This window comes from Bacillus cereus G9842 (genome assembly GCF_000021305.1).
Classification (GTDB): Bacteria; Bacillota; Bacilli; order Bacillales; family Bacillaceae_G; genus Bacillus_A; species Bacillus_A thuringiensis_S.
This window is the reverse complement of record NC_011772.1, coordinates 2,273,007-2,299,684: the sequence shown is the minus strand read 5'-3', so window position 1 is coordinate 2,299,684 and position 26,678 is coordinate 2,273,007. Positions and strand designations below refer to the sequence as shown.

Genomic DNA, 26,678 nt, shown 5'->3' with positions numbered 1-26,678 from the left:
ACACTAGTCAAATTGTGTAATTTTGAACACATCTTAAACAGTGTAATACTGCAATAACAACATGAAAACACTCTAACTTCGATACAAATACTATATTTATTACATTTAGTTCATATTTTGTAAAAAAATCTTAATTGCCATGACAAAGCAAACAATAACCACTATTGGTCGTATTAATGACGTCCCTTTTGTAAGCACCATCTTCGCCCCAATATATGACCCTATAATTTGACCAAGCATCATAATCAATCCAATTGTCCAATCGATTTGGCCAAAAATAATAAAATACAACAAAGCAGCGAAATTACTAGTAAAATTCAAAATCTTAGCATTTGCAGTTGCCCGTGTAGCACTATATCCACATAAAAGAATGAACGCTAAAGCAATCAAGCTACCTGTTCCTGGGCCGAAGAAACCATCATAAAATCCAAGGAATGGAGCCACTGTTAACGCAAACAACAACATACTTATTTTTCTCGGTCGATCTTCGTTTGCTATATTTGGAGATAATAGAAAATAAAGACCAATAATAATAAGTAAAAAAGGTAATATCATGATTAGATATTCTGCCCGTATCTGTAAAACAAGCCATCCACCCAAAACTGATCCAAAAAAGGTCATTAAGATGGACAAACGCATTTCTTTAAGATTAATTTCTTTCTTCTTAATAAAAAACACTGTCGCCATGAGAGTTCCGCTACTCCCTTGCAGTTTATTAGTTGCTATCGCTACAGAAGGAGACATACCTACTAATAACATTATCGGGATAGTTATCATACCACCGCCTCCAGCAATTGTATCTATCCACCCTGCTAATACAGCTACTAAAAATAGTAATATGAGTAATTCAATAGTAAAATCCATACAAAGAATATGGGAAGGCTTGAGCTATTATACCCCAAACCTCCCCATCGTCCCTCCTCTCTTTAAACTAGTTAATAATATCTGTAAAGTAACTTTCTTTCTGATCACGTAATCGGCTGGAAACGTACTGCCTGCAAACAATTCTTCTTCCGTACTTATTATCTCCAATCGGAATTTTATATTCTTCCTCAGATAACCTTTCCCTACCATGAGTTACATTTGTTTGTTTACCATAGTATGAATTTGGAATAATTAATAAATCTTCAGATGTAAGTGGAACCTTATAAGTGGGCGTTGTTCGTAAGAGTTCTAAAAACATGTCAAATTTCAATTTTTCTTCTTCACTTTTTCCCACATAAATCAATCTATTTTCTGCTCCATTCAAACAAGTTGCAATAATATCACCATTATCATCCAAAAATATGATTTGGTTTATTTCCCCTACAAATCCCGATATTTCACCATCCGCCATTCCTGCGATATGAGCAATAGGCATTTTACTTATCGCCAATATATCATCTTTACTGAAGTGATTTTCTTCAAGATGCTTTTGAAGTAATTTTGGCGTTCCAATATGAGTTTGAGTTTTTAAATTTAACACTCCTTTTAATAAAAGAGCATCAACTCTAGTAAATTTTCCACAAGTAATTTCAGACACTATTCGTTCCACGGATTTATTAAGTCTATTTGATACAATTTCTAAATTCGTATTGAATATTTTCAATCTTGCTTCAATATCTGATTGGTCTTTCATGTCTGTATACACTGTGGCATCGTTATGTTGATAAAAGTTCCCGCCACCGGTGCTTGCACCGACATTTCGCAAAACTTCATCGTTGTTCAAAGGGGAAATGAGGTGAAATCTATTTTTCCCTGCATGTTCGGATGGGTGAATTAAAGCATCATAATTAAAAAGTGTGGCAAAAAGCCATGTGACCCATTCTGCATAAAAATATTTTTTCATTCTATCGTCTTCGTCTTCACCATAATTAAAACCTTTGCGATTTTCCCCAGGTAATAGGGTTTCCATAGGATCACATGGAATATTTTTAATAAGAGTAGGTGGTACGTTTCCACCACAATTCGCTACTTTTATCATATGTAGTAGTTTTTTCATATCTGAATTCGAAGTTTTCTTTGAATAATCAATCAAACAATTAAGCCACTCTCTTGAAAAGCTTGCAGCTATTTCTTGATCACAAGTATAAGGATTATGAGTTTTTAATTCATGGTCTATTAGATTCTTGATTTTATCCTTCAATACATTAGGAATGCTAATTTCTTCGATTTCTGTAATCTGCAGTATTCCTTTATTCATTATAAAACCTCCGTTGTTTTATTTTTTCACCATATCTTCTATTAAATAAACTACCTACTTCTTTTTTGCTCCTTTGCTTTTCGTCAGAGCTATTACAGTTACCAAATTACAGAGCATAAACGTGGAGTAAACAAAATTTCTTTTTAGTTACATTAACCCCGTAAATCTCCATTAAATTAGTATATTTAATGGAGATTTCTTTTCATACTTTACTTTCAAACTATGTTTATAGGATTTTCAATTCAAGCACAAATATTCCTTTCCCTAGAATTTTCCTAAGATTGAAATCAGAATTTTCAATACACTAATATTAACAATAAAAATATAACACGAAACCAAAAAATGTAAACGAATAGTTTTTTTATAAAAAATAGTCAGACTATTTTAAGGTAATTTGTATTTCATTGAACTAACTGTAATAAAGTGGAACTTTAATCAGCCCTCACCAATCGGGATTTTACGGGCAACAGGGCCCCCGCCTAACTTCTTTGCTTCCGCTGAATTTTGAGGTGGGGGTCTTATTACCCGGCAAATAGCGGATAAAAAAGCCCCCTAAATGATAGAGGACTTTCTTTACAAGAATATTCTATTTTAAAATCCTTACTTACCTTTTATTTTAAAAGATATTGCTGTAACTTCTTTATTAATTGTTCCGTCCCCTCTGGACTTACAATAATCTTCCCATTCGCTAACGAAATATTGCTGTCTGAAATATCACCTGTAAGTGCACAAGCTCTTGGAGATTGATATTTTCGTAAAATAATCTGATCCTCTTCTATAAACATTTCAAGAGAATCTTTTTCTACAATTCCTAAACTCCGTCTTATTTCCATTGGAATAACAATACGCCCCATGCTATCTGCTTTACGAGTAATCCCTCTTGATTTCATAAAATGCCACCCTTTATTTTTATCTAATATTACGGTACTTATTTTAGCAATAAACAACAATAAGGAATAGTTCGTATTACAGTACTTTTTTTAGGAATAAATACCAATTAAAAATAGCTTATGTTAGGATTGTTTCTTGTTTATTCTTCATTTTTAATATATTTATCCTTGATCATTTTTATATATTGTTTTCTTTCTGTTAGTTCAAATATAAATAATGCCTTTTTTATGTATGTTAAACCAACTTCATTAGAGTGCTGAACTTTCAATAAAATTGCACCTTTTTCAAAAAACAATTCACCTAATAAGTATAAAGTATTCATATTTATGGCTAATTTTATACCTATTTCACTATACTTAATCGCTTCTTCATATTGATTTGCAAGGTGTAGACATTTTGTTAACGTATGAATGAGTCTTAATTTGATTTCTTTTTCTCTAGGAAATTCTATCTTATTAAAATTAATTAAACTTTGTTTTAATATATTTATGCTTTTCTCATACTCTTCATTTTCTGCATGTATTATAGCAATTGAATTCATTATGCTTATTTCTTTTTCTGATAAAAAGTTACTACTACTTAAAGTTTGTTTTAGTGCTCTATTTAAAATGTCAAAAGCATTAATTGTTGCTCCATTTACATAATATATAGCAATCGCTTCATGCCATAATAGAAATTGTTTATCTTCTTTTGATTGGAAATTATTTTCGTTTTTCTCTTTTTTCACTATTTCGTAAAGCTCATTATATTTTTTTTGTTTCACACAATCTCTCATTACACATTTTACATTTTCAATATATTTTATTTTTTTATTTTTGGTCAGTGCAAATATATAATTTGGATCAATACCAAGTCTTTCAGATAGTTGATACAACAATATGCTAGATGGATAAATAATCCCTTTTTCTATCTTACTAATTTGGCTTTGTGAACATATTCCATGACATAATTCAGATTGTGACATATTTTTTTTCTTTCTAAGTTCTTTAATAATAATACCAAGATTGTAGAATTCCATCTTTCCTCCCTCAAATGTAACACTTTATGAGTATAAGAATATTTTCCAACTTTTAATGTAATGTAAAATTAGTATAGTTACAATTACTATTTATATGGATTTATAGTTTTTCACAAACTTGTATCACAATATGAGAAATTATTACAATAAAGTTCACTAATAACCAATGGGAGTTTTATTCATCACCACTGATTATTAGTCCACTCCAAGCAGGCGTTTACAGGTAGTTCGATTTCTTTGTCACAGCTAAATTTTGAGGTGAGAATCTTATTGCCCGCAAATAGCGAAATTAAAAGAAATAAATATGATTTTTGACCTTTATTTCTTTTAATAGTTTCTTTTGATTTTATATAAACAATTTCGAAGGGGCTTATTTTATGAAAAGAATATTAACCGAAAGAGAATTAGAAGTGGCTATTTATGTAGCAAAAGGATATACAGATGCAGAAATTTCCAGAAAAATATATGTTACCCCTAGAAGAATTTCAACGATAATTAATCATATTAAAGAAAAATGGCATATTAATTCTAGAGTGGAATTAGGTATTTTAGTTTATCATTATGGTTTTATAGATGCACCCTTATTTTCTAATAAGGAAATTCAGCTATGCAAAAAGGTTGTACAGTAGATAGCAGAATATAAAAAGGTTAGAGAATTAACTTCTCTAACCTTTTTATATTCAATATTAGCTTTTAAACAGCCCTAATGCTACCATTAATCCTGTTATCTGTTCAACCTTGTATAAACACAAAAAAGAATTAGCCCTTCCTACTTTTCAAAACTAGTTACAATTCTCTCTTTCATTTTCTGTATTACTTCACTGCTCAATACTTTTTGACCAGCAGGAAGTTTTAATATGGCAGCGGCACCTTTGCTAAGGTATATTTCTTGATCATTATTTTGATTTACTACCAATATTCCTTGCCCTTCAAATTCGAAATAACTAATATCTTTTGTTTCATTTGTATTATTTTTTATTGCTTTATATAATCCATATAAATCTTTACTTCTATTTTCTCCGCCCGTTCGAATCGGTTCAGTATCATTCGCAACAATTAGTCCTTCTGGCTGCTCACCCTTCATAATAAACCACAGCTTTTCATTTGTTGGTAATAGCAATTGCTTAAATTCAGAGCTATTTAAAATTTGCTGTGCTGGAATTGTTGCATAGATTGGTAACGAAAATGGAGATGTTGTTATTTTTTCAAAATTTAAATTTTCAGAAGAACTTCCCTTACTATATTGATAATCTTTTAATGCGATCGATTGTACTGATTCACTTTTATTTTTTGATGCATAACTAATTTTACTAGCGAAAATAATAACGGTCATTAAACACATGCACGGTATCACAAGCTTAAGTAGATTTCCCATTTATGAACCCCCGCTTTTAATATTATTAGTTTGCATGGATATTATAAACAGTTTCACTCCACCAAAAATTATTATTGTTATGGAACGTACTGAAATTATGATTATAATGATCACCATACCAAGGGTCCATGTACGTTATATAATCTGTTCCATTTGTCCCTTTATAAAATCCATCAAGTACTAGAAAGTGTCCGATGTTAGCTCCATTTTGCCACATAATGAGTACAATCATCGGCTGATTACTATTAATTTGACTTTTGAACCAATCATACGATTTTGCTCCAGAACTTATAGCTGAACTAACACCATATCCCGATAATCCATATTGTATTTCACGTGAAGTTGCAGGATTATTATATGATCCACCCTTAACATACCTAACGTACTGATCTTGTGAAGGAGTTTTCCCAAAATAATTTAAAACTGAAACCGAAGTGCCTGCCCAACACCAATTTGATCTTTCTTGTAATATGTTAGGTACAGATAATTTACGGTCTATTGGTGTACTTGGAGGATTTCCATTAATATACGCTGACGTTACATATACTTTTTTTCCATCTTTAAAATAGTAAAACCAACGATTATCTAAATTTCCTGTCCAGTAATCTTTAACCGCTTCACCATACTCCCATCCTTTAAAAGATACTTTTGTATTTCCGGGAATCACATCTACAATATTTGCATTCAAACTTTTCGCCTCTCTAACATTTACATTCAATGGAGCTGTTGTCCCTGAAAATTCAACTTCTTCTGCTATTATTTTCTGAACACCAATAAAACTAAATGTGAAGAACAATAAAACCATACAAACAATAAAATGCTTTCTTCCCTTCATTTCTCCACCCCTTCATCAGTACTAAAAAACATCAACAATTCATCCTTATTAATTGTTCAAGCTTAATATTACATACTAACGAAAAATGACTTCTCATAAAGTAAAACTTTAATCAGTGGGGGTTTTATTCATCCCTCACTGATTATTAGTTAAACTAATCGGGCTTTTACGGGCTGCCCGATCCCCACCTAACTTCTTTGCTCTCGCTGGATTTTGAGGTGGGAGTCTTACTGCCCGGCAAATAGCGAGATAAATTCCAATACAAAAAAGGAGCCTATAAATTTTTATAGGCTCCTTTTTATTTCGTCGTTATTACTTAGCTAATTCTTTCGTAACCTTCATTACATCAACGAAGAATCCCCAGTTATTCACTACAGAAGAGATACTGATATGTTCATCTGGAGTGTGGACGTTAAAGATGTCTGGTCCGAATGAAATTGCATCTAATTCAGGCATCTTTTGAACGAATGCGCTACACTCAATCCCCGCATGTACAGCGAAGATTTCAATTTCTTTATTGTATTTTTCTTGATGTACTTTTTCAAATAAATTACGAATTTGTGAGTTTGGATTGTATGGCCATTCTGGATACTCTGACTCTATTTCAAATGTAGCACCAACTAATTCAGCAATATATTTGATTTCTTCTGCAACATGTTGTTTTAAACTACTTACAGAACTTCGCACTTCGTTACGTAATTTAATTTCATCTTGCAACGTTTCAATAACGCCTAAATTTGTTGAGCTTTCTACAAGACCTTTAATATCCATGCTCATACTTTGAATACCATTCGGAATTAAGAATAATGATGAAATAAGCTGCTTTTGTGTCTCTTTAGCAAATACTTTTTCAACTGTTTCATCCAATTTTGTCAGTGTAACATGAACATCTGAATCAACAGCACGCATTTCTTCTTGTAATACACGTGTCCATGATTCTAGTTTTTCTTCTACTTGCCCTACATCTTCTGTACGAATTAAAATTGTAGCTACACTTTCACGCGGAATTGCATTCGTTTTTAATCCGCCGTGAACTTCACTTATGTTAAACTCCGTATGTGCTGATAAATCACGTAACACTCGTCCTAATACTTTGTTCGCATTACCGCGTTGTTTATCAATTTCCATACCAGAATGTCCGCCTTTTAGACCGCCAACATATAGACGGTATGCATCCATATTCGCTGGTGTTTCATCCCAAATTACGGGAATTGTTTCAACAGCTTTCGCACCACCTGCACTACTTACAAGTAATTTATGATCTTCTTCAGAATCAATATTTATAAATATCTTTCCTTCAAAATGATTTGGATCAATAGCAAAAGCCCCGCCCATTGTCGTTTCTTCTTCAGTAGTGATAACGACTTCAAGTGCTGGATGCGGAATTTCTTTTGAATCTAATAAAGCTAATGCATACGCAACTGCAATACCATTATCCGCACCTAAAGTTGTTTGATTTGCATATAACATGTCCCCAATGATTCGTAATTCAATTGGATCTTTTTCAAAATCATGTACTGTTGCTTGATTTTTTTCGCAAACCATATCCATATGACCTTGAATAATAATAGCTGGTACATTTTCATAACCAGCTGTTGCTTCTTTTTTAATAATGACATTTAATGCTTCATCTTGAATGACTTCTAAGTTACGCTCTTTTGCAAAGCCCACTAAATAATCACTAATTTCCTTTTCATTACCTGATCCTCTAGGAATCTTTGAAATTTCTGCAAAATGATAAAATACAGGGTGCTTTGTTAATTGTTCTAAAGTAGAATACATTTTTCAAGCTCCTCTCAAAATGAAAAAATAGTATGTAAGTCTTTTATCATTATACCATGATTCATTATTTTACCTTTCTTTTAACTTTTATTGTTCATTTTATTTACAACACTCATACAACATTATAAGGGCGTTGTAAGCTATATCGATTTTTCTCATTTAATAATAGTCGTATACTTTTTAAAGAAACACATTAAAGGAGATAAAGAAAATGAAAAAGTTTGCAGCAATTATTACACTATGTTTATTATTTTTTAGTTTTACTATTGGCTGTGAGAGAGCGTCACTAAATAAAATTGGTAAAGATGTATATTACATGCAGATAAAAGGCGAAGGAGCTATCGAAAAAGTAGATGGTAGAAACTTACGAAACTATACGCTGCCCGCATATCATGAAGATGGTGTCAAAAAACAAATTACATTTAGAAGTACAAAAAAAGAAAACGACCATAAATTAAATGAAGACGCGTTTTTACGCCTTTATGTAGATCAAGATGATAATAGCAAAAATGAAATATCATCAATTGAAGTAAAGTCCTATGAAGAGATTCAGAAAACAGATTTACCTAAAAAAGTAAAAGATAAGTTTACTATTAAATAAAAAACAAAAGAAAATGCTCTATGCATTTTCTTTTGTTCTTTTCACTTGTATATATTTTGAACTACTATTATTCATCAGTTTCTCTAACCGATTTATATTCTCCGTTAATGCACCTTTCACAAGAGAGAAATCTGTATTGGATTCTTCTTTTTTTTCTTTAAAAAACGAAGACTTTTGTACATTGACTTCAGCCATCTCTTCTCCCCCTTTTCAAAAAGATACAACCTTTTATTTATATTATATAGCAAATGTAGAAAGAGTGTACACTTATGATTTTCTTTTTAATTCTTCTTCTAATTCTTCTACTTGCTGCAACGCATCCCCTTTTATTAAAGAGAAATCTGTTGTATCTTCGTTATCTTCTTTAAAAAAATCATTGTCATAATCTTTTACCACTACAATCACCTCTACATGCTAGTGTAGGAATGATTGTCCAATTTTATTCAACTTTGTCGGATTTTGTTTTTAATTTATGTATAGAAGAAAAGGACAGAAAAAGATTCTGTCCTTATTTACTAAAATAACTATGATGTATTGTTAAATTATATACATTTTCAAAATCCCGATCTTGCAGGTTATTTTTCTTTCCATCAATAACAATGAAAACATCACTTACTATTTTTGCTGGTATAATCCCGACATTTTCTACTTGCACTGCTTTCTGCTCATTCAATTGCTCGATATGTTCTAACGGAACGATAATACTAAATTGCGAGCGAATACCACGAAAGTTTGTATTTAATTCCTTTGCCGCTTCAAAAACAACAATTTTCGCGCCAATTTTTTCCCCATATGAATCTAAAAATACATTTAAGCTCTTTGTATATTCTTCTTCCGTATGCCATTCCATCGTACCGAAAACTGCTGGATTAACATTTTGAATAATTGTGGTGTATATTTCTCCTCTCGCTTTAGATGCAATTAATGATCGTTTTATTGATTGAACTGTCTTGCCAATATCGCTAAATTTCGCACCCCATATTTCTGAAATATTAGGCGTTAAAATGAACGCAATATCAACAAAAATAACCATTGCAGTAAACATTAAAAGATTTTTCCAGAGGGTTAAATCAATTCCTTTTATCATGAAATACACGGTGACAGATATGATAAACAAACCATACCAAGTCTTTCTAATACGTTGCTTTTTCTCCTCGTACAACTCCTCATTTTTCCAATAAAAGAAAACAAGGACTACAAAGACAATCGCTAAAACAAATAAGCCAATTCGAATGTTAGAGATCATTAATCACATCACCCTCCATTCAAAAACTACTCACGATATCATTACATGCGCAAGCTGCTCTCTTTATGACAAAAGACATGGACAAGCTTCTAAATTTAGCTACATCGCATATATATTAGAAGGTACCACGTCTTTTATCCTGCTATTTGTGGGCAGTAAGACCCCCACTGATTAAAATTTTACTTTACCATGAGTCTATATTGTATATGTAGACAAGCATTCATTTCAAATTTTCGTATTAAAAAGAAATATGTTTCGGAATTTCCCCTTCAGGTACTTCTCCATCCATACTTAAATAATAATGACGAATCGGACGTAAGTTTTCGTCTAATTCATAAACAAGCGGAATACTAGTTGGAATATTTAATGAAACTACACCATCACTCGAAAGGTTGTCTAAGTATTTTACTAGCGAGCGAATTGTGTTACCGTGTGATGAAATAATTACTTTATTACCATTTTTTAATATCGGCGCAATTTCTGAGTGCCAATAAGCAAGTACTCTCTTCTCCGTATCCTCTAAACATTCAGTTAATGGAAATTCACCTTTTTTGAGTGTTTTATATCTTGGATCGGTCGCTTCATATCGAGGATCGTCTTCAGTAAGAGCCGGTGGTCTTACATCAACACTTCTTCTCCAAATATGAACTTGCTCCTCACCATATTTTTGAGCAGTTTCATCTTTATTCAACCCCTGCAATGCACCATAATGTCTTTCATTTAGCTTCCAAGATTTATGTATTGGGACCCAAGTAAGATCCATCTCATGAAGTACAATCCATAACGTCCGAATTGCGCGTTTTAATACAGATGTATAAGCCACATCAAAAGTATATCTGTTTTTCTTTAATATTGCTCCTGCTTCTCTCGCTTCACTTAATCCATTCTCTGATAGATCAACATCTGTCCATCCAGTAAAGCGATTTTCAAGATTCCATAAACTTTGTCCGTGACGAATAAGTACAAGTTTTATCATTATAATTCCCCTTTCGGAAATGTGAATTTTATTGTTCCATTGCGTACACGTATAAAGTATCTAGTAATGTATCTTTTTATCCATTCACTCTATAACCAAACGATAGTTGCCAAATGTATGGATAAAATTTGTTCTTTTTCAAACTATAAAAACAGAAGTTTTTCATTATTTTTGATCGACTGGTATTTCCCGTTTTGATATCCAAGCATCAAAACCTGATCGACTATTTGCCATTTCATTCATAACTTGATGCCAATTGTCTTCACATGATTCACCAAATTTTGAAAAAATAGCGCCCATTTGTTGTCTTTGTACATCGCTCAATTTTTTCTCTAAATCTGCACCTTGTTCTGTTAAAGACAACTGTTTCACACGGCGGTCATGCGTAGCTTCATTACTCTCAATTAAGCCCTTTTCCACAAGTTGACGTAGTGGCCCGTGGAGAGCTTGTTTACTTATTTCTAATAATGATAATAACTCATTTACACTTATCCCTGGAAAACGTGCGATAAAAAATAAAATTCGATGATGTACTCGTTGAATGCCATATTCTTTTATAATTTCATCTGGCTTTTCAGTAAATGTTTTATATGCAAAATAAAATAATGCTAATGCCTCATTCATCTGTTCTTCTTTATGTTGTGTCATCTACTTTCCCCCTGTATGTAAATTATACCACAATCTAGTAATGAATATTTTAATCAACTTATTAGAATCTGTTTAGTCTATTGAAACATTCACTGCATAATTAGGAGATGATTCATTTGAAAAAAATATACTGTAAGTACATATTTATTGGATAGACTACACGAATTAGGAATTGAACATACATTCGGGGTTCCTGGTGATTATAATCTTGCCTTTTTAGATGATGTAGTACCACATGAAAATTTAAAGTCGATTGTATTATTAGTATTGGTGTGAAGTTAACTGATACTATTACAGGCGGCTTCACACAAGGTTTTACAAAAGAACAAGTTATAGAAATCCATCCCTACACTGTGAAAATTATAGATAAAAAATACGGTCCAGTTGTAATGCAGGATATTTTACAACATTTAAGTGATTCAATTGAGCATCGTAATAAAGATACTCTTGACGTTAAGCCATTTATTTTAAAATCATCTCTTTTTACTGAAGAGTTCAATCCCAAATCACAAATGGTCACACAAAAACGTTTTTGGCAGCAAATGTACCATTTCTTACAAGAAAACGACATCTTAATTGTAGAGCAAGGAACACCTTTCTTTGGTAGTGCTGCTATCCCTCTACCTAATAACACTGCATATGTAGGACAACCGTTATGGGGATCTATCGGATATACACTGCCCGCTCTAATTGGTACACAGGTCGCCAATTTATCACGGCGCAACATTTTAATTATTGGTGACGGTTCTTACCAAGTAACTGCCCAAGAGTTATCAACTATACTACGTCAAAATTTAAAACCGATTATATTTTTAATCAATAACAACGGATACACTGTTGAACGTGCCATTCACGGCCAAAACCAACCATATAATGACATACAGATGTGGGATTATACTAGCTTGCCGAACCTATTCGGATCAGAAGAAAAAAGCCTAACATTTAAAGTGGAGAATGAAACAGAGTTAACAGAAGTCTTAACAAATATAACTTTTAATAAGAATCAACTTATCTTTATTGAGGTAATAATGAGCCAAAGCGATCAACCTGAATTGTTAGCTAAACTCGGGAAAAGATTCGGTCAGCAAAATTCTTAATATAAAAAAACTAATTATACAATTGGTAGTGTAAAATTTGTTTTGAGAATAATTTCGACACTCAAAATACATAAGGAAAAGGATGGAAAGCACCATCTTTTTCTATTTTAAGAGCGTTCTTCGACTAACGCCCCGTGTGACAAGCAAAAATTCTTAATCCATCTTTAACTTTATAGCTTTTGTCGCAATAAATGTTTTAATATGCTTATCTAATATCCTTGTCCCACCAAAATCATCCTCATAAAAACCTGTCATAGCAAAACCAGCTTCAATTTGGCCTTGGATTTGGTCTTCTAAAGTATGCGCATATTCTATTGTTTGATTTGAATCGATGTAATCTTGAACTTCATCCTCTGGTAAATAATCCAATGTTGATGAAGGAATTGAATGTTTAACATCAAGAATACCTTTTTGTTCTTGGTTATCATCAAAGATCCATAGTAATGGATTTGTAAATCCAGCAATAAGAATACCTTTATTCTTTAAAACCCTAGAAACTTCATTCCATACAAGATGAACATCTTTTACAAACAAATTAGAGACAGGATTTACAACAATATCAAAATATTCATCCTCAAAGTCACCAAGGTCTGACATATCTCCTTGTACGGTTTTTAAAGTCAAACCATCCCGTTTTGCTACCTTTTCATCTTGTTCCAATTGCTTCTTAGATATATCAGTAACTGTTACATCTGCTCCAGCAGCAGCTAGAACAGGTGCTTGTTGTCCACCACCTGACGCTAAGCAAAGTATCTTTAATCCATCTAATGACTTTGGAAACCACTCTCTAGGAACTGACTTTTCCGTAGTGACTGTAATCTCCCATTCACCTGATTTGCTTTTCTCAATAATCTCGCTACTTACAGGCTGCGTGTATCTAGAACCTTCTTCAACCTTCTTATCCCATGCATTACTGTTTTGTTGTGTAGTATCCATTGCGATTAGTCCTCCAAACGATCTAGTGGCATTCAATGTGTAAGCTTATTAACTATTTATACTTTCCTTTTCCTATTAACCTGCCTGATAGTTCATACATAGTTGTTTACATTTATATTAACAGATAAATACTAATAATTACTAAAAATTCTAAAAAGACACAAAAATATACATCTATTCCATCATTCATTTAAAATAATCGTAGAATTGGTAAGTTTTAAACAACTCATTTCCACAAAAAAAGCATTCCAAAACTGTTGACAGTTGGAACGCTTTTTTATGTTATTTCATTTTTCAAGCTTTTAACTAAATCCATTAAACAAATAAGCTACGCTTTTTCTTTTTTATTCAGCAAGAGTTAACTGCCAAGATACACCATACTTATCATTTAACCAGCCAAACTTTTTACTAAACGGATAAGAACCTAAAGGCATGAGAATTGCTCCATCCTGCGCTAGTTTATGAAAGACCGTTTCAATTTCTTCTTCTGTCTCACAAGTTACATAAAGAGACATAGCTGGAGTGAATGTAAAATTATGATTTACATAACTATCAATACACATAAACTCTTGGCCATTTAGCGTAAAAGTTGCATGAATTACAGTTCCCTCTTTACCAGGTCCATTTTCATCGTAGCGAGAAATACTTACAATTTCCGATTGATCAAATAGCGACGTATAAAAATTCATTGCTTCCTCAGCTTTGCCTTCAAACATTAAAAACGTAGTAATTTTTTGATTTGTGTTACTCATATGGAGACAGCCCCTTGTTATATATTTATGTAAAACATAAGTCGGCCAAAAAACCGAACGTATATTCCTATAAGTGTATTGTCTATAAAAACGATGAGTTTGTCAATTATCTACTTTCTTATTTCTTCTTAAATAATGCTGTCCAAAGAAATGATTCTCCAAACATTTCTTTCGGTTGTTTCATTTGTTTCATCCTTCTAATCTCAATTACCTCAAATTCTTTAAATATCTCTCTTAACTTTTCTTCCGAGTATGCAAGACCACCTTGTAGACTCCATTCTCTATATACGTCCCAATCTGTTATTTCTGATCCATTTCGCTCATCTAAATTGCCTGCTGCAAAACATGTTAATCCGAAATAACCACCCGATTTTAATGAGTTTTTAATTAAATCCACATAATTTATTCTTCTATGCGGTGGAATGTGATGCAAACAGCCCGAATCATATACAAAATCAAATTCGTTTTGAACCTCTAAATTAAAAATTGAATTACAAATAAAATGAATTTCTACCCCTTTTGCCAATGCCCTCTCTTTTGCCCAGTTAATGCCTTCTACAGATAAATCCACTGCTGTTACATCAAATCCTTGAGTCGCTAAATAAATGGCATTTCTACCTGGACCACATCCAAGTTCTAATACCTTCCCTTTTGAAACTCTCTCTTTTTGTATATTCGAAACTAGATTCTCATCTGGAACATTTTCAAAAAACGGAACATCCTTTTCTCTATTCTCATAAAACTCATTCCAAAATGGTTCTGCAGGTCTTAATAATGAATCAAGCATTTTTAAAATGTCTTCTTGTGTGTGTAACGTTTCAGTTTTCATTAATACCCCTCCATGAATTAATGGTTAGAAAATTATTATATATCTTTTTGAACTTTCAGACGAATAAAGGCTCCACATTTTAATTTTTTCTTTATTCTTTAAATTATTTTAAATACGGTAAATGAAATTATAAACTTTACTCTTATGGTGCAAATGCACGCCAACCTATTATTAAATACAAAAAGAGCCACAAATTTTTGTGACTCCTTCTGCATTAATAATTATATCAGGATTTTTTATTATATAGCGATTTCTCTATTAACAAACGATATATCTCTTCATCCAAATTACCATTTCATACTTTAACGGCCACGTCTTTGCTGACCTTGCTTTGTACTACCTTTTTTATTACTTGACTTATTAAATGATCGGTTATTTTCATTTCTTGAATCACTTCTCGAGCTATTTCTCGAATCACGTCTTGATTCACTTCTTGAACCTTCGCGGCTATCTCTTTGACGATTTTGACCTGATTTCTTTGGAGCCGGCTTTGGTACCGGTTTTCCATTTTCATCTACACGTTTTATCTTCGGTTGTTCGATTATTTCTCTTTGTATTGGTGCACCAAGCGTTTTTTCAATTTCTTCTAAATGTTTTTCATCTTTCGCTGCAACGAACGTAATTGCAAGACCTGATCCACCTGCACGTCCTGTTCGGCCAATGCGGTGAATATAACTTTCTACATCTTCAGGGATATCAAAGTTAAATACGTGCGTTACACCATCTACATCAAGTCCACGAGCTGCTACATCCGTTGCGATTAAGTACTGAATTTTAGCTTCGCGGAAACTCTTCATAACTCTTTCACGTTTCGCTTGAGGTATATCACCATGAAGTTCAGCACAATTGTAACCTAATCCTTTTAAATTATCATAAAGCTTACTTGCTCTAACCTTTGTACGACAGAAAATAACTGCTAAAAATGGCTGGTCACGATCCATAACAAAACGAAGTGCATCTGGCTTTGCACGATCTGTCGTCTCAATGACACGCTGCTCAATTGTATCTACCGTTACTTCTTCACTTTGTACTTGAATCATTTGCGGCTCATCCATATAACGCTTCGCCAATTTTTTAATATCTTTTGGCATCGTTGCTGAGAATAACATCGTTTGTTTACTACCAGGTGTCTCATCTAAAATATCTTCAATATCATATAAGAAACCGAAATAAAGCATTTGATCCGCTTCATCTAGTACAATCGTTGAAAGATTACTTAAATCAATTGTTTCGCGTCGTATATGATCTAATAATCGTCCTGGTGTTGCAACAACAATATGTGTATTACCTTTTAATTTTCTCAATTGTTGTGCTACATCTTGCCCACCATAAATCGCTAGTACATTAATATCTTCTCTTTGAACAAGCATTTTTTTAATTTCAGTTGTAATTTGCAGAGCTAGTTCCCTTGTTGGTGCAACAATTAAAGCCTGAACATCACTAGACTCTGGATTGATTTTTTCTAAAATCGGTAACACAAATGCTAACGTTTTACCCGTTCCAGTTTTCGCCTGCCCAATAATATCTTTACCTGACAGAATAACTGGAATTGCCTTTTCTTGAATTGGTGTTGCTTCTGTAATTCCATTTTCACGTAATGTATGATTAAAAGTTTCACTAATTCCTAATTCTAAAAAGTTTTTCAAATAGACCACTTCTTTTCCTTATTTTTCACATTAGCTTTCATTGTACCATTTGTTTCGCTAAATATGAAAAATAAAAAAATTCTTATCTTCTTTTTTTATATTCATCCTGTACTAGATGGACAAATTCTTTTTGCTTTTTCTCGGATTTTATTAATGGTTCCATATTTGCAGAAGTCAAAATATACTTTTTAATTTTTCTATTACTCCAAATTAAACTTGTATACTTCGGATCTTCATGTAGATTTCGAAACCACTCTAATTCACTTAATTTTGCAATATGGTGTTTCAATTTCATGTCATTTCGAGGATAAAACAAAATAACATTTGCTATTACATCAAATAACGAACCCATCTTCTCCCTCCTATACCCTTGCTCAAATTATATATATTCTTTTGTACATATACATTTCAATTTTACCGAAATATACTGTTACTGATTTGGTTGAAATCGCAAAATATATGAACTAAAAAACCGATCTTTTTGATTTAGGAAAGACCGGTTTTCATTATTTTATAAAGTCAGCTTTCCTCCATGGTAGCAATAATACTGTGCTGCTTTAAGACTTTTAATCCTATTTAAAGACTTTTCCGCCCTTTCTATATCTAAGCAAAAATCCGGATTAGCTATTACTAACTCACGATTCTCTTGAACCGCTGCATCTCCTGTAATTACACAGTCTAAATTCGGAAAATATAATGAAATATGCCCCGAAGTATGTCCTGGCGTCGCTACTATTTGACATTCATTATTCAAAATCATTTGACCATCATGCACTTTTTCATCGACGGAAATATGTTTTATATTTTTTAACTGTTGTATAAACCATTTACCAAATTCTTTTTCTTCATTTGGCATACGTTCTAACATTTTTTCAGCTTGAACTAACCTCTCTGATTTTATATCACCACTAATATAGTTAGATTCAATTTCACTAGCAATAATATTAATGTGAGGATATTTCACTTTGAAATCATATAAAGCCCCTAGATGATCATCATCATAATGAGTAATAATTATATTTTTTAAGTTTTTCATCTCATATCCATGTTTTAATATTGCATTTTCAATTAAAGGTAAAAAACTTGTATATCCTGTATCGACTAATGTTAATTCATTATGTACTATAATTAAACTTGGATAAACACATTGTTTTTGCCCGTTAAATTCGAATTCAATTGGTAGTTCTATTATTTTCATTTTTCTTCCCCCATACCGCTTATAAAATGCATGATAATAACTAAATCATACACATACATTTTACAATATATATACTATGTAACGGAACACTGTGAATCGTGGCATAATCCACATTATATTATTTTGAACAGGTAATCCCCTATTTTTATGGAAATATATAATAAGAAAAACAATAACATTGATTAATCTCTCACTTCTTTGTCTATCCTTTTAAAAAATCTATGTTTTTGTAAAAGGAGTATTTATATGGAGAAACAGACACTTTGGAAAAAGTTCAAAAAAAGCTCTGTAAACCTCGGTAAATCCAGCGTATATGAAAGTATTATCTTATTCTACACAATGAAAAAGAAAGAATTACCTACTAAAGCGAAATTCATAATATTAGCCGCTTTATCTTATTACGTATTAACAATTGATTTCATTCCAGATATAGCTGCTATTATTGGGATTGGCTTATTAGATGATGTTTTAGCAATCGCTGTAGCGCATAAATATGTTATGCGCCATGCAGATGCTGAAATTCGAGAGAAGAGCAAGGTAAAAATGGAGTCATTATTTACTTCAGCACAAGCATAATTAAACTAACTAGTCATTTACATACCTTTTTACTTTCAAAAAAAGCTAACTGTAATTAATGATAGTTCAACCTCACTGAATATTACTCTTCACTATGAGAGCATTGCAGAATAAATCCCTAAACAAAAGCATTTCTCTTAGCTCTCAAACCGTAAACAAAAAGGGTGTCAGCACGTGTTCCTAAGTTCTGACACCCTTTTATTTGTTCTTATATCTATCTGTTATACAGTTGCATGTGTCCCCTTATACAAAACTGCTATTGCCGCGACTATAAGGATCATACCCATAAAAGCAGGTGCAGCATGACCAAGCGATACATAGATTTGCCCTCCAATAATAGGACCAATCATTCTTGCTAAAGCTTGAATAGATTGACTTCCCCCTTGAATCCTTCCTTGTTCACTAGAACCGCCAGACTTTGAAAGCATCCCGTTGAATGAAGGCCCGAAAATTGAATCCCCAAAACCATACATCAGCATTCCAACGATAAGTAGTGGATAGAGTGAAAACAAAGCTGATGCCGCAATAAAACTGTATCCTATAATCTCCGAACCCATCCCAAGAATTGCTATTTGTTTATCACTAAGCTGGATCAAAAGCTTTGGCATTATAAAACTTTGTGAAACAATGTCTTGAAAGCCCAAAATTGAAAACATAAGTCCGATTAGTGCAGGTTTCCAACTGAAAGTATCCATTGTAAATTGCGTGAAAATTGCTTGTAAAGATCCGTTAGGTATCCAAAGTAAAAACGCTGAGACAAGTAACCATTTTAAATTTTTCATGGAAAGTATGTTTGCTAGCTGTGCAAAAGGATTCAACCTTACAAAAGTAATCTCTTTTAACCTATTATTTTTGTCAAGACTCTCAGGCATATATTTGATCCCATATACAACATTTATTAACGTTATGATTGCTCCAAAATACATAGGTACAGTATCACCAAACTTGGCAAGTAATCCCCCAATAGTGGGGCCAATGATAGTTCCCGCACCTACAACTGCACTCACCCATCCAAAGTATTTCGTTCTCTGCTCTTTTGGAATGATGTCTGCAAAATATGCGAAGATAGTACTTATGCTCCCGCCTGTTATTCCTTCTATTATGCGTCCAGCAAATAGTACCCATAAAGCTCCTCCTATACCAAAAACTAAGTACCCAATTGCAGAACCAAATAAGCATATTAAAAGTAATGGACGACGGCCATACTTATCGCTTAAAGCTCCGAGTACTGGGGCAGCTAAAAACACGCAAGCCGCATATACGGAAGTTAGTAGTGTAACAACTAATGCTTGTTCTTCCGGATTACTTGTATATGGCTGTACTAAGAATGGGACTACAGGCATGATAATACTGAAACCTATACCACAAAGAAATACAGAAATAAGTCCGAATAGTAAAGCATGTTTATCTATGCTTTTTTCAGTTTTCCTTTCATTTTGTGATCTAAATATAGACATTTAACTTCTCTCCTTAAAACATTTTGTTGTCGTGTCAACAAAATGATAACTCCGTTTTGTTGATTAGTCAACAAAAATAACATAATAAAAAAGCAGCCTATTCTCATTAGAGTAAGGCTGCCATTTCATTATTAAAATGTATTAGGATTTAATATGTATACCTTGTTTCTTTATTTCTGCATCCAAATGTCTACTATACTTTTCCACGAAACTAATTATACTGTCGAATTCTTCTTCAGTTACTTGCTCAAATACAGCTTTATCCCGCTCTTGAAACTCTTTGTGCAGATCTTCATGGATTTTATAAATTTCTTTCCCTTCTTCGGTAAGCCTAAAATAAATTTCTTTCTTATTTTCCGACTTTTGGTAGCTTTCAATAAGGCCTTTTTGTATGAGCTTCTTAGTCATTCTACTTATAGCACCGCGAGTCACATAAAAAGCCTCTGCAAGTTGTGTCACATTAGAATCCACATTATTTTCAATATATTCAATGCAGTGGACTTCAGAAGACTTAAAACCTTTAAGACCTTCTTCCATCTTATCTTTATTAAGCCAAACCAGCTTATTATATAATTCCCTGAAACCGTTCATGACCTGTTCTTCTTTATTCATGACCTGCCCTCCTCACCGCTCATTAGTACATTAAAACTATTATATTAAATTTCTGCTTACGTTTCGACAATATTGAAATAATTATTGTAACATTCAAGATATGTGTAAAAATTGGCGCTTAAATAAAACAATTCATTAAACAGCAAATTTATTGCTACTTACAATAAACAGTAGACAAAAAGTAAGAGCTAAAATTATTTCTCTTAGCTCTTCTTTCATAAAACTATTTCACTTCATTAGCGACAAAAAAGTGCTCACATACACTTGATATGCGCTGTAAGTCCACGTTCCCACCAGATATAACCGCTACTACTTTTTTTCCTTTTATATAGCTATCAACTTTTCCTGCAAGAAGTGCAGCAGTTGCTAATGCACCTGCACCTTCTACAACAGCTTTCCCACGTTGTAATAAATCTTTCATCGCTACTTCCAGTTCTTTTTCTGATACAGTTACAATATCATCTACTAATTCTTTTACAATTTCAAATGTTAATTCCCCTGGTATTTTAACAGCGCAACCATCTGCAATAGTAGGCGCCTCATAATGTTCTACGATTGCTCCTTTATCGTAAGATGCCTTCATTCCATGAACATTATCTGCTTGGACACCAATTATATTAATCGATGGATTAAAAGATTTTAATGCTACAGAAATACCAGAAATAATTCCGCCTCCACCTATTGGTACAATGACAGTATCTACATCCCACATATCATCAAGAATATCTAATCCAATTGTACCTTGACCAGCCATTACCTCTACATCATCATATGGATGTAAGTATGTCTCACCTGTTTCCCTTATAATTTCTTCACATTTTGCCTTTGCATCATCAAATGTTTCACCATGTAAAATTACTTCAGATCCATATCCTCTAGTTGCTTCGACTTTAGCCTGCGGTGCAGAAATTGGCATAACAATTTTACTCTTAATACCGAGTAAATGAGCAGATAATGCAACTCCTTGTGCATGATTACCTGCTGAACATGCAATTACACCTCTTTCTTTTTCTTGATCCGTGAGCCGCGACATTTTATTAAATGCGCCACGAAATTTAAAAGAACCCGTTAATTGCATATTTTCTAATTTCAAATGAATTTCTCCGCCCGTTTTACTAGTCAAGTAAAAAGATTTTACTAATGGCGTTTTACGAGCATTTCTATCTAGAATCTTGTGAGCTTTTTTAATATTATCTATATGTAATGGTAGTTTTCTAGTTATCATACTTACACCTCTTCCAATGTTCTATTCCTAAGTTTTCGTAAGTCGTAGCTCCTTTATACGAAAAGAAAAAGTCTTTATATTTGTACCCCACTCTGAAATAAACACATTTGCAAACAATTCAACATCCTCTTCATATCACGTTCTTTATAATGATTTAAACATGCAATTTGGATCCAATTATTCTTTTGTAAATAAGATGACTCATAATGAACGATGTATCCTTGTAATGCTAATGCATCGCCTACTACTTTAGAAGAATGATCTTCGCTCAATACAATAGTAAGTATAATTGGCGCGGCATGTTCTTTAGGTGAAACAAGCTTTAAACCCATATCAGTAATAACTTCTTCAACATAATCGTATGTCTCTTTAATTTTTACAAATGCCTTTTCATCTTCAAATCTCTTCAACGCTTCTTGCAATGCATAAATTAAATTCCATGATTGTGAGTATGGAATGCTTTCATTTTCTTCATACATGCCAATGTCCATATAGGCCGGCACAGCCTCGTTTATTTTTACAATGTGGTTATGAAAAACGAAAGAAATTCCTGTATATGATTTAATCGCTTTACCGCTAACACCACTTGCAAAATACACATCCTTCAAGTCTATTGGTATTGCTCCAATTGAGCTTATGCAATCTACACATAGTTTCATTTGATTCTCGTTACAAAGAGTATTTAGCTCGTTTAAATCGTTTAACATTCCAGTAGATGTTTCATGATGAACAAACCAAAGCCATTCATAATTTCCAGTTGTCATTATTTCTTCTAATTCTGTATAAATAAACGGCTCTCTCATTTCCTTTTTATACGTATCAAAATGTAACTGTGCTCGTTTTGCATGCCCAACTAATCTATTTCCAAATTCTCCATTTGTTAATACTAGTCCTTTCCCTTTTAAAGAACGTAACTGTAAAGCAATCGCATCATTGGCTAACGTCCCTGTTCCTAACATAAGTTGTACATGTTTTGCTTTTGTCATGTGAAGTAACCGTTTTTTCACATTGTCCATTGTCACTTGAAATGACTTAGAGCGATGCGAAATAGGCTTAGTACAAAATGCCTTTCGAACGTTCTCTTCAATGTCTACTGGACCAGGTAAAAACGTGTATTCTTTCGTCATAATACTTCCAACACTCGATTCTTCAAACATAGCAGGGGTAACATACATTGGCTGGTAGGTTGCTGCTTCTGTACCAACTAACGTATGGAAATCTTTGAATCCCATCTGCTCATATAAAGCTAGTTCACGTGTTGTTGCAGAAATGAGTGCTAATTCATATCCGTTTAGAAGCAAATAACGATGTAGAAAACGGATTAATCCTAACAACGCTCTTCCATTCCTATATTCACGTTCTACTGAAAGTAAACGAATTTCATACACTTTTTCTCCATGCTCTTGCAAATAAACATCTAAATTTGAAATTTTATAATCTAACGAGAATGGTCGTTTTCCCCGCACCGCGACCATACCTACTAATCTATCCTCATCTAAACAAATTAAATATGTATTTTCTTCATGAAACCTATCTATACGAAACTGGTCTTTCGTTTCTTCATGTTGTGGAATCTCTTCCACAAAAGTTTTATAATTTAATTTATGTATACTTTCAAATTCCCAATCTTGATCAGCAACTTTATAAATTAACCCCATGCCTTATCTCCTTTATCTATTTAATAAAAAATGATAAGTGGAGACTATCCCCACTTATTAAACATTCATTTTATTCTCGATTTACATATAGAATAAGTACAATAATCATTCCACTTAAAATAGTCGTAACAATAGAATAAGAATAAAGAATCATACAAATTGGTAAACAAGCAATCGTAATTAGTCCTGGCTTCGTAAATCCTTTAAATATTAAATAAAATACAATAAAAATGCCTATGAGGGTAAGCGCTATCAAATAATCAAATGCGATTAATCCTCCAATAAATGTTGAAATACCTTTACCGCCCTTACCTTTAAATAAAACTGGGTAAATATGTCCAATAATAACGGCCAATAATGTTAACATTACGAATGTAGGATCTTCAAAAAGATATTTTGCAACAGTAACAACGATTGCTCCTTTAATTGCATCACCTAAAAATGTAGCGATGAAATACCCTTTTCCATATACGCGCCCCATATTTCTTGCACCAGGATTTCCGCTTCCTTCACCCCTAATATCAACGTTATGTCTCAATTTTGTTACTATATAAGCGGTCAAGATGTTTCCAATTAAATAAGAAGCCACCAAATATAAAAACTGCATACTATTAATCATGTAATCATTCACTTTCTACATGGGATTACATATACAATATTCAATTACTACGTATATTGTACGTTTTAATATACATCCCTTTATACATTTTAACATCATATTTTTACAAATCATACAAAAATTCTCATACGCTATTTTTAAAAATATATATCCCTCATTAAATAATATGTTCCTTTCACTGCCATTTCTGCTTGTGATACAAATATAATTTCTTTCATACTTTCTTCACAGCATTTCTTAAATACAGCAAATATTTCAGGAACTAAACGCAATATACTGCCACTTACTGCAATTGGCGTTGAGTGCTTAAAGTTTAACTTGTTATAAACATTTACTGTAATCCTTGCTAATTCCTTTCCAGCTTGCATTATAATTTCATGTGCATCATCATTTCCATTTCTCGCTTCCTGAATAACTAATGGCGCGATTGCTGCAATTTTATCTTTAGAAGAAGTATATACTAAGCTTTTTATATGAGACGGTGTCAAAAGTTGAAACTGCCTTTGAATATTCAAACTCAATGGACAAAGACTGATTCCTTGATCAAATTGAATTGCCATTTTCTTTAAAGATTGTAATGCAATCCAATATCCACTTCCTTCATCACCTAAAATATGTCCCCATCCACCGCTATACTCATACGCTTCTTCTTTCTTTCCAAGACAAATCGCACCTGTACCACCAATTGTTAAAATTCCGTCATTCCCTTTTAAAGTAGCTGCATGTGCGATCATTGCGTCATTGAATACTTCAATTGGTGTTCCATACTTCTTTTTTAGACGTAATGTTAATTCATTTGTATTTGCTCCACTTACACCCGCTAATCCTAAACAAATACAAACGCAATCCCCCTTTAATAACCCTTTCTGGCATTGATCAATCACTTCCATAATATGCACAAGAGCTTCTTCAAAATCTATTAATATATTTCCAAATCCACTTGTAGCTCTTGCAAATTCGTTACCGTCTTTATCAAATGCAATTGCTTCTGTCTTCGTTCCCCCGCCATCTACTCCAATCATATACTTCATATATTCGCCTCATTCTCTTCAAATTGGAGGGAATGTTATATTCCCTAAAACTACAGATTGCTTTGCACCTGTTGCGCTCGGCACATTACTCGGATTACGATGATACGTTTCGTTTGCTAAAATCGCAAAGGCGATTGCTTCTTTCGCCGCTGAGGAATAGCCTAAATCTTCTTGAGTAAATATTTTGCATTTTTCTTCCTTTAATCCAAATCGTATCATTTCAACAAGTGTACGATTATAACTTCCGCCCCCGCCTAAAATTACTTCATCGATTTCATAATACGGAAAAATAAATTCCTGATAATGATGAACAATTGAACTTGCTGTAAACATTGTGACAGTTGCCAATATATTTTCTCTACTATGCTTTTCAAATCGATTCAATAATTCAGTCACAAACGCTTCTCCAAACTGTTCTCTACCTGTTGATTTTGGTGGTTTCACGTTCAAAAATGGATGGTTCATACAATAAGTCAAAATTTCATCTACAACTACTCCCTGTTTTGCAATCTTACCATTTTGATCATATGACAACTGAAATAACCTTTGACATACTTCATCAATTATCATATTCCCTGGTCCAGTATCAAAAGCAATAACACTCTCATTACTTCGTTTACTTGGAACCACTGTAACATTACCAATCCCGCCAATATTTTGTAGTAGTCTATTTTTAGTTTGATGCCGATATAAAATAATCTCTGAATATGGTACAAGTGGTGCACCTTGTCCCCCTGCCGCCATGTCCATCGTTCGGAAATTCGAGATAACTGTCGTGTTCGTTTCATATGCTATTACTGCTGGTTCCCCAATTTGCAATGTTGAAGAAATAATATTTCCTTCTTGCTTTGGCTGATGATAAATCGTTTGTCCGTGAGAGCCTATTAAATCTAATTGTCTCAAAGGAAAATTGGCCTCTTTACAAACTTCCTTTACAGCATTGGCGAAGCATAAACCAAGTTTAAAATTTAAACTACATATAAGTTGGACATTCGAAGTTTCAATTGATAACGCTTGTTGGATCTCATTTTTCATATCATTACAAAATGGAACAGTAGTAAAATGGATGAGTTCGATTTTAGAATCTACACCACTTCCTTCTATATGAACGAGCGCTACATCTATTCCATCTAATGAAGTACCAGACATTACCCCTGCAATATACATAACGTGCATGACCTCCTATTTACTAAAAAACAATCATGTAAGTAACGAACGTACAACCAATCGAAAACAATATAAATCTAAAAAACAACTGAGCTTTCGATGCAAACGATCCATCAATGAAAGAAACAACTACCGTAAGCAAAACGCTTGCCGCAATACTTGTAACGAGCCAGATACTATGCATTTGTGATAGATTTAGCATGCCTAATAAAGGGACAAAAAGTAAATTTGCACAAATCACTCCAAATAATAATAAAAATACGCCTTTATAACTAAATTTTATATTCATTCTATTTCCCCCTTTCTAGTTTTAATGTGAAA

Annotated in this window: 30 protein-coding genes and 1 pseudogene; 5 read left to right on the top strand and 26 right to left on the bottom strand. The window is 32.9% G+C overall.

Translation table 11 applies throughout. The annotated features are described in order from the left end of the window. Positions 1-105: 105 nt before the first annotated feature. From BCG9842_RS11600 to BCG9842_RS11585, 4 genes are all read right to left on the bottom strand, one after another. Positions 106-864, bottom strand: a complete 759-nt coding sequence (locus tag BCG9842_RS11600) for a TSUP family transporter (protein ID WP_000347991.1) — start codon at positions 862-864, stop codon at positions 106-108. 67 nt (positions 865-931) lie between these two features. Further along, positions 932-2,182: a hypothetical protein gene (locus tag BCG9842_RS11595; protein ID WP_001032355.1), complete on the bottom strand. Its 1,251-nt coding sequence runs from the start codon at positions 2,180-2,182 to the stop codon at positions 932-934. Positions 2,183-2,793: 611 nt separating this feature from the next. After that, positions 2,794-3,072: an AbrB/MazE/SpoVT family DNA-binding domain-containing protein gene (locus BCG9842_RS11590; RefSeq protein ID WP_000842215.1), complete on the bottom strand. Its 279-nt coding sequence runs from the start codon at positions 3,070-3,072 to the stop codon at positions 2,794-2,796. A gap of 140 nt (positions 3,073-3,212) precedes the next feature. After that, positions 3,213-4,091, bottom strand: coding sequence for a helix-turn-helix domain-containing protein (locus tag BCG9842_RS11585; protein WP_000397978.1), 879 nt, complete (start codon positions 4,089-4,091; stop codon positions 3,213-3,215). A gap of 377 nt (positions 4,092-4,468) precedes the next feature. Between BCG9842_RS11585 and BCG9842_RS11580 the strand changes: the two genes are divergently transcribed. Next, positions 4,469-4,720, top strand: a complete 252-nt coding sequence (locus BCG9842_RS11580; RefSeq protein WP_000821942.1) for a response regulator transcription factor — start codon at positions 4,469-4,471, stop codon at positions 4,718-4,720. Between the two features lie 140 nt (positions 4,721-4,860). Here BCG9842_RS11580 and BCG9842_RS11575 read toward each other — a convergent pair whose 3' ends face one another. The 3 genes from BCG9842_RS11575 to pepD all read right to left on the bottom strand — a co-directional run bounded on the left by BCG9842_RS11575 (position 4,861) and on the right by pepD (position 8,083). Then, positions 4,861-5,466, bottom strand: coding sequence for a hypothetical protein (locus BCG9842_RS11575; protein ID WP_000527414.1), 606 nt, complete (start codon positions 5,464-5,466; stop codon positions 4,861-4,863). Positions 5,467-5,491: 25 nt separating this feature from the next. Further along, entirely contained in the window at positions 5,492-6,301 is an 810-nt protein-coding gene (locus tag BCG9842_RS11570; protein ID WP_000678376.1) for a papain-like cysteine protease family protein, read from the bottom strand. 312 nt (positions 6,302-6,613) lie between these two features. After that, a complete protein-coding gene (pepD, locus tag BCG9842_RS11565; protein ID WP_000287541.1) occupies positions 6,614-8,083 on the bottom strand; it encodes a beta-Ala-His dipeptidase in 1,470 nt (489 codons plus the stop codon). Positions 8,084-8,294: 211 nt separating this feature from the next. Here pepD and BCG9842_RS11560 point away from each other — a divergent pair, with 211 nt between their 5' ends. Further along, on the top strand, positions 8,295-8,684 hold the full coding sequence (locus BCG9842_RS11560; protein ID WP_000712655.1) for a YxeA family protein: 390 nt from the start codon (positions 8,295-8,297) through the stop codon (positions 8,682-8,684). Between the two features lie 18 nt (positions 8,685-8,702). On the opposite strand, the gene spoIISB is transcribed toward BCG9842_RS11560, so the two are convergent. From spoIISB to BCG9842_RS11535, 5 genes are all read right to left on the bottom strand, one after another. After that, positions 8,703-8,879, bottom strand: coding sequence for a stage II sporulation protein SB (gene spoIISB, locus BCG9842_RS11555; protein WP_000852629.1), 177 nt, complete (start codon positions 8,877-8,879; stop codon positions 8,703-8,705). A 72-nt stretch (positions 8,880-8,951) separates the two neighbouring features. Then, on the bottom strand, positions 8,952-9,080 hold the full coding sequence (locus tag BCG9842_RS11550; protein ID WP_000237817.1) for a hypothetical protein: 129 nt from the start codon (positions 9,078-9,080) through the stop codon (positions 8,952-8,954). Between the two features lie 112 nt (positions 9,081-9,192). After that, positions 9,193-9,930: a type II toxin-antitoxin system SpoIISA family toxin gene (locus tag BCG9842_RS11545; RefSeq protein ID WP_000624981.1), complete on the bottom strand. Its 738-nt coding sequence runs from the start codon at positions 9,928-9,930 to the stop codon at positions 9,193-9,195. Positions 9,931-10,168: 238 nt separating this feature from the next. Next, positions 10,169-10,906 (bottom strand): 2,3-diphosphoglycerate-dependent phosphoglycerate mutase, encoded by a 738-nt coding sequence (gene gpmA, locus BCG9842_RS11540; protein ID WP_000594159.1) that lies wholly within the window; start codon positions 10,904-10,906, stop codon positions 10,169-10,171. 165 nt (positions 10,907-11,071) lie between these two features. Then, positions 11,072-11,554: a MarR family winged helix-turn-helix transcriptional regulator gene (locus tag BCG9842_RS11535; RefSeq protein ID WP_000191905.1), complete on the bottom strand. Its 483-nt coding sequence runs from the start codon at positions 11,552-11,554 to the stop codon at positions 11,072-11,074. A 147-nt stretch (positions 11,555-11,701) separates the two neighbouring features. Here BCG9842_RS11535 and BCG9842_RS29640 point away from each other — a divergent pair, with 147 nt between their 5' ends. Further along, a complete protein-coding gene (locus tag BCG9842_RS29640; RefSeq protein WP_003265031.1) occupies positions 11,702-11,830 on the top strand; it encodes a hypothetical protein in 129 nt (42 codons plus the stop codon). Further along, positions 11,806-12,651, top strand: a pseudogene (locus BCG9842_RS11530) (thiamine pyrophosphate-dependent enzyme); the annotation flags it as partial. The gene BCG9842_RS29640 and the pseudogene BCG9842_RS11530, both read left to right, overlap by 25 nt. Positions 12,652-12,804: 153 nt before the next feature. On the opposite strand, the gene BCG9842_RS11525 reads toward BCG9842_RS11530, so the two are convergent. The 6 genes from BCG9842_RS11525 to BCG9842_RS11500 all read right to left on the bottom strand — a co-directional run bounded on the left by BCG9842_RS11525 (position 12,805) and on the right by BCG9842_RS11500 (position 18,012). Then, the gene (locus BCG9842_RS11525) at positions 12,805-13,587 is read right to left on the bottom strand and encodes a class I SAM-dependent methyltransferase (protein ID WP_000381782.1); all 783 of its coding nucleotides are present in this window, start codon (positions 13,585-13,587) and stop codon (positions 12,805-12,807) included. A gap of 344 nt (positions 13,588-13,931) precedes the next feature. Continuing rightward, positions 13,932-14,339, bottom strand: coding sequence for a VOC family protein (locus BCG9842_RS11520; protein ID WP_000072495.1), 408 nt, complete (start codon positions 14,337-14,339; stop codon positions 13,932-13,934). Positions 14,340-14,457: 118 nt separating this feature from the next. Beyond that, the gene (locus tag BCG9842_RS11515; protein WP_000846298.1) at positions 14,458-15,168 is read right to left on the bottom strand and encodes a class I SAM-dependent methyltransferase; all 711 of its coding nucleotides are present in this window, start codon (positions 15,166-15,168) and stop codon (positions 14,458-14,460) included. A gap of 302 nt (positions 15,169-15,470) precedes the next feature. Further along, positions 15,471-16,823 (bottom strand): DEAD/DEAH box helicase, encoded by a 1,353-nt coding sequence (locus tag BCG9842_RS11510; RefSeq protein WP_002082792.1) that lies wholly within the window; start codon positions 16,821-16,823, stop codon positions 15,471-15,473. A gap of 73 nt (positions 16,824-16,896) precedes the next feature. After that, entirely contained in the window at positions 16,897-17,166 is a 270-nt protein-coding gene (locus tag BCG9842_RS11505) for a hypothetical protein (RefSeq protein WP_000535041.1), read from the bottom strand. A 159-nt stretch (positions 17,167-17,325) separates the two neighbouring features. After that, the gene (locus BCG9842_RS11500) at positions 17,326-18,012 is read right to left on the bottom strand and encodes an MBL fold metallo-hydrolase (RefSeq protein ID WP_000691174.1); all 687 of its coding nucleotides are present in this window, start codon (positions 18,010-18,012) and stop codon (positions 17,326-17,328) included. A 246-nt stretch (positions 18,013-18,258) separates the two neighbouring features. Here BCG9842_RS11500 and BCG9842_RS11495 point away from each other — a divergent pair, with 246 nt between their 5' ends. Continuing rightward, on the top strand, positions 18,259-18,588 hold the full coding sequence (locus BCG9842_RS11495; protein ID WP_000415089.1) for a YkvA family protein: 330 nt from the start codon (positions 18,259-18,261) through the stop codon (positions 18,586-18,588). 221 nt (positions 18,589-18,809) lie between these two features. Here BCG9842_RS11495 and BCG9842_RS11490 read toward each other — a convergent pair whose 3' ends face one another. From BCG9842_RS11490 to BCG9842_RS11455, 8 genes are all read right to left on the bottom strand, one after another. Further along, on the bottom strand, positions 18,810-20,045 hold the full coding sequence (locus BCG9842_RS11490) for an MFS transporter (RefSeq protein ID WP_000021835.1): 1,236 nt from the start codon (positions 20,043-20,045) through the stop codon (positions 18,810-18,812). Between the two features lie 141 nt (positions 20,046-20,186). Beyond that, positions 20,187-20,657 carry a MarR family transcriptional regulator gene (locus tag BCG9842_RS11485; protein WP_001030909.1) on the bottom strand — a complete coding sequence of 157 codons (471 nt, stop codon included), beginning with the start codon at positions 20,655-20,657 and terminating at the stop codon, positions 20,187-20,189. 223 nt (positions 20,658-20,880) lie between these two features. Beyond that, the gene (gene tdcB / locus BCG9842_RS11480; RefSeq protein ID WP_000632966.1) at positions 20,881-21,882 is read right to left on the bottom strand and encodes a bifunctional threonine ammonia-lyase/L-serine ammonia-lyase TdcB; all 1,002 of its coding nucleotides are present in this window, start codon (positions 21,880-21,882) and stop codon (positions 20,881-20,883) included. Positions 21,883-21,956: 74 nt separating this feature from the next. Then, on the bottom strand, positions 21,957-23,540 hold the full coding sequence (locus BCG9842_RS11475) for an aminotransferase class V-fold PLP-dependent enzyme (protein ID WP_000523040.1): 1,584 nt from the start codon (positions 23,538-23,540) through the stop codon (positions 21,957-21,959). Positions 23,541-23,610: 70 nt separating this feature from the next. After that, the gene (gene plsY / locus BCG9842_RS11470) at positions 23,611-24,159 is read right to left on the bottom strand and encodes a glycerol-3-phosphate 1-O-acyltransferase PlsY (protein WP_000610879.1); all 549 of its coding nucleotides are present in this window, start codon (positions 24,157-24,159) and stop codon (positions 23,611-23,613) included. A gap of 137 nt (positions 24,160-24,296) precedes the next feature. Next, positions 24,297-25,190 (bottom strand): BadF/BadG/BcrA/BcrD ATPase family protein, encoded by an 894-nt coding sequence (locus tag BCG9842_RS11465; RefSeq protein WP_000876579.1) that lies wholly within the window; start codon positions 25,188-25,190, stop codon positions 24,297-24,299. A gap of 18 nt (positions 25,191-25,208) precedes the next feature. Then, positions 25,209-26,357, bottom strand: a complete 1,149-nt coding sequence (anmK, locus tag BCG9842_RS11460) for an anhydro-N-acetylmuramic acid kinase AnmK (RefSeq protein ID WP_000274969.1) — start codon at positions 26,355-26,357, stop codon at positions 25,209-25,211. Positions 26,358-26,379: 22 nt separating this feature from the next. Further along, the gene (locus BCG9842_RS11455) at positions 26,380-26,646 is read right to left on the bottom strand and encodes a hypothetical protein (RefSeq protein ID WP_001021963.1); all 267 of its coding nucleotides are present in this window, start codon (positions 26,644-26,646) and stop codon (positions 26,380-26,382) included. Between the last annotated feature and the right edge of the window lie 32 nt (positions 26,647-26,678).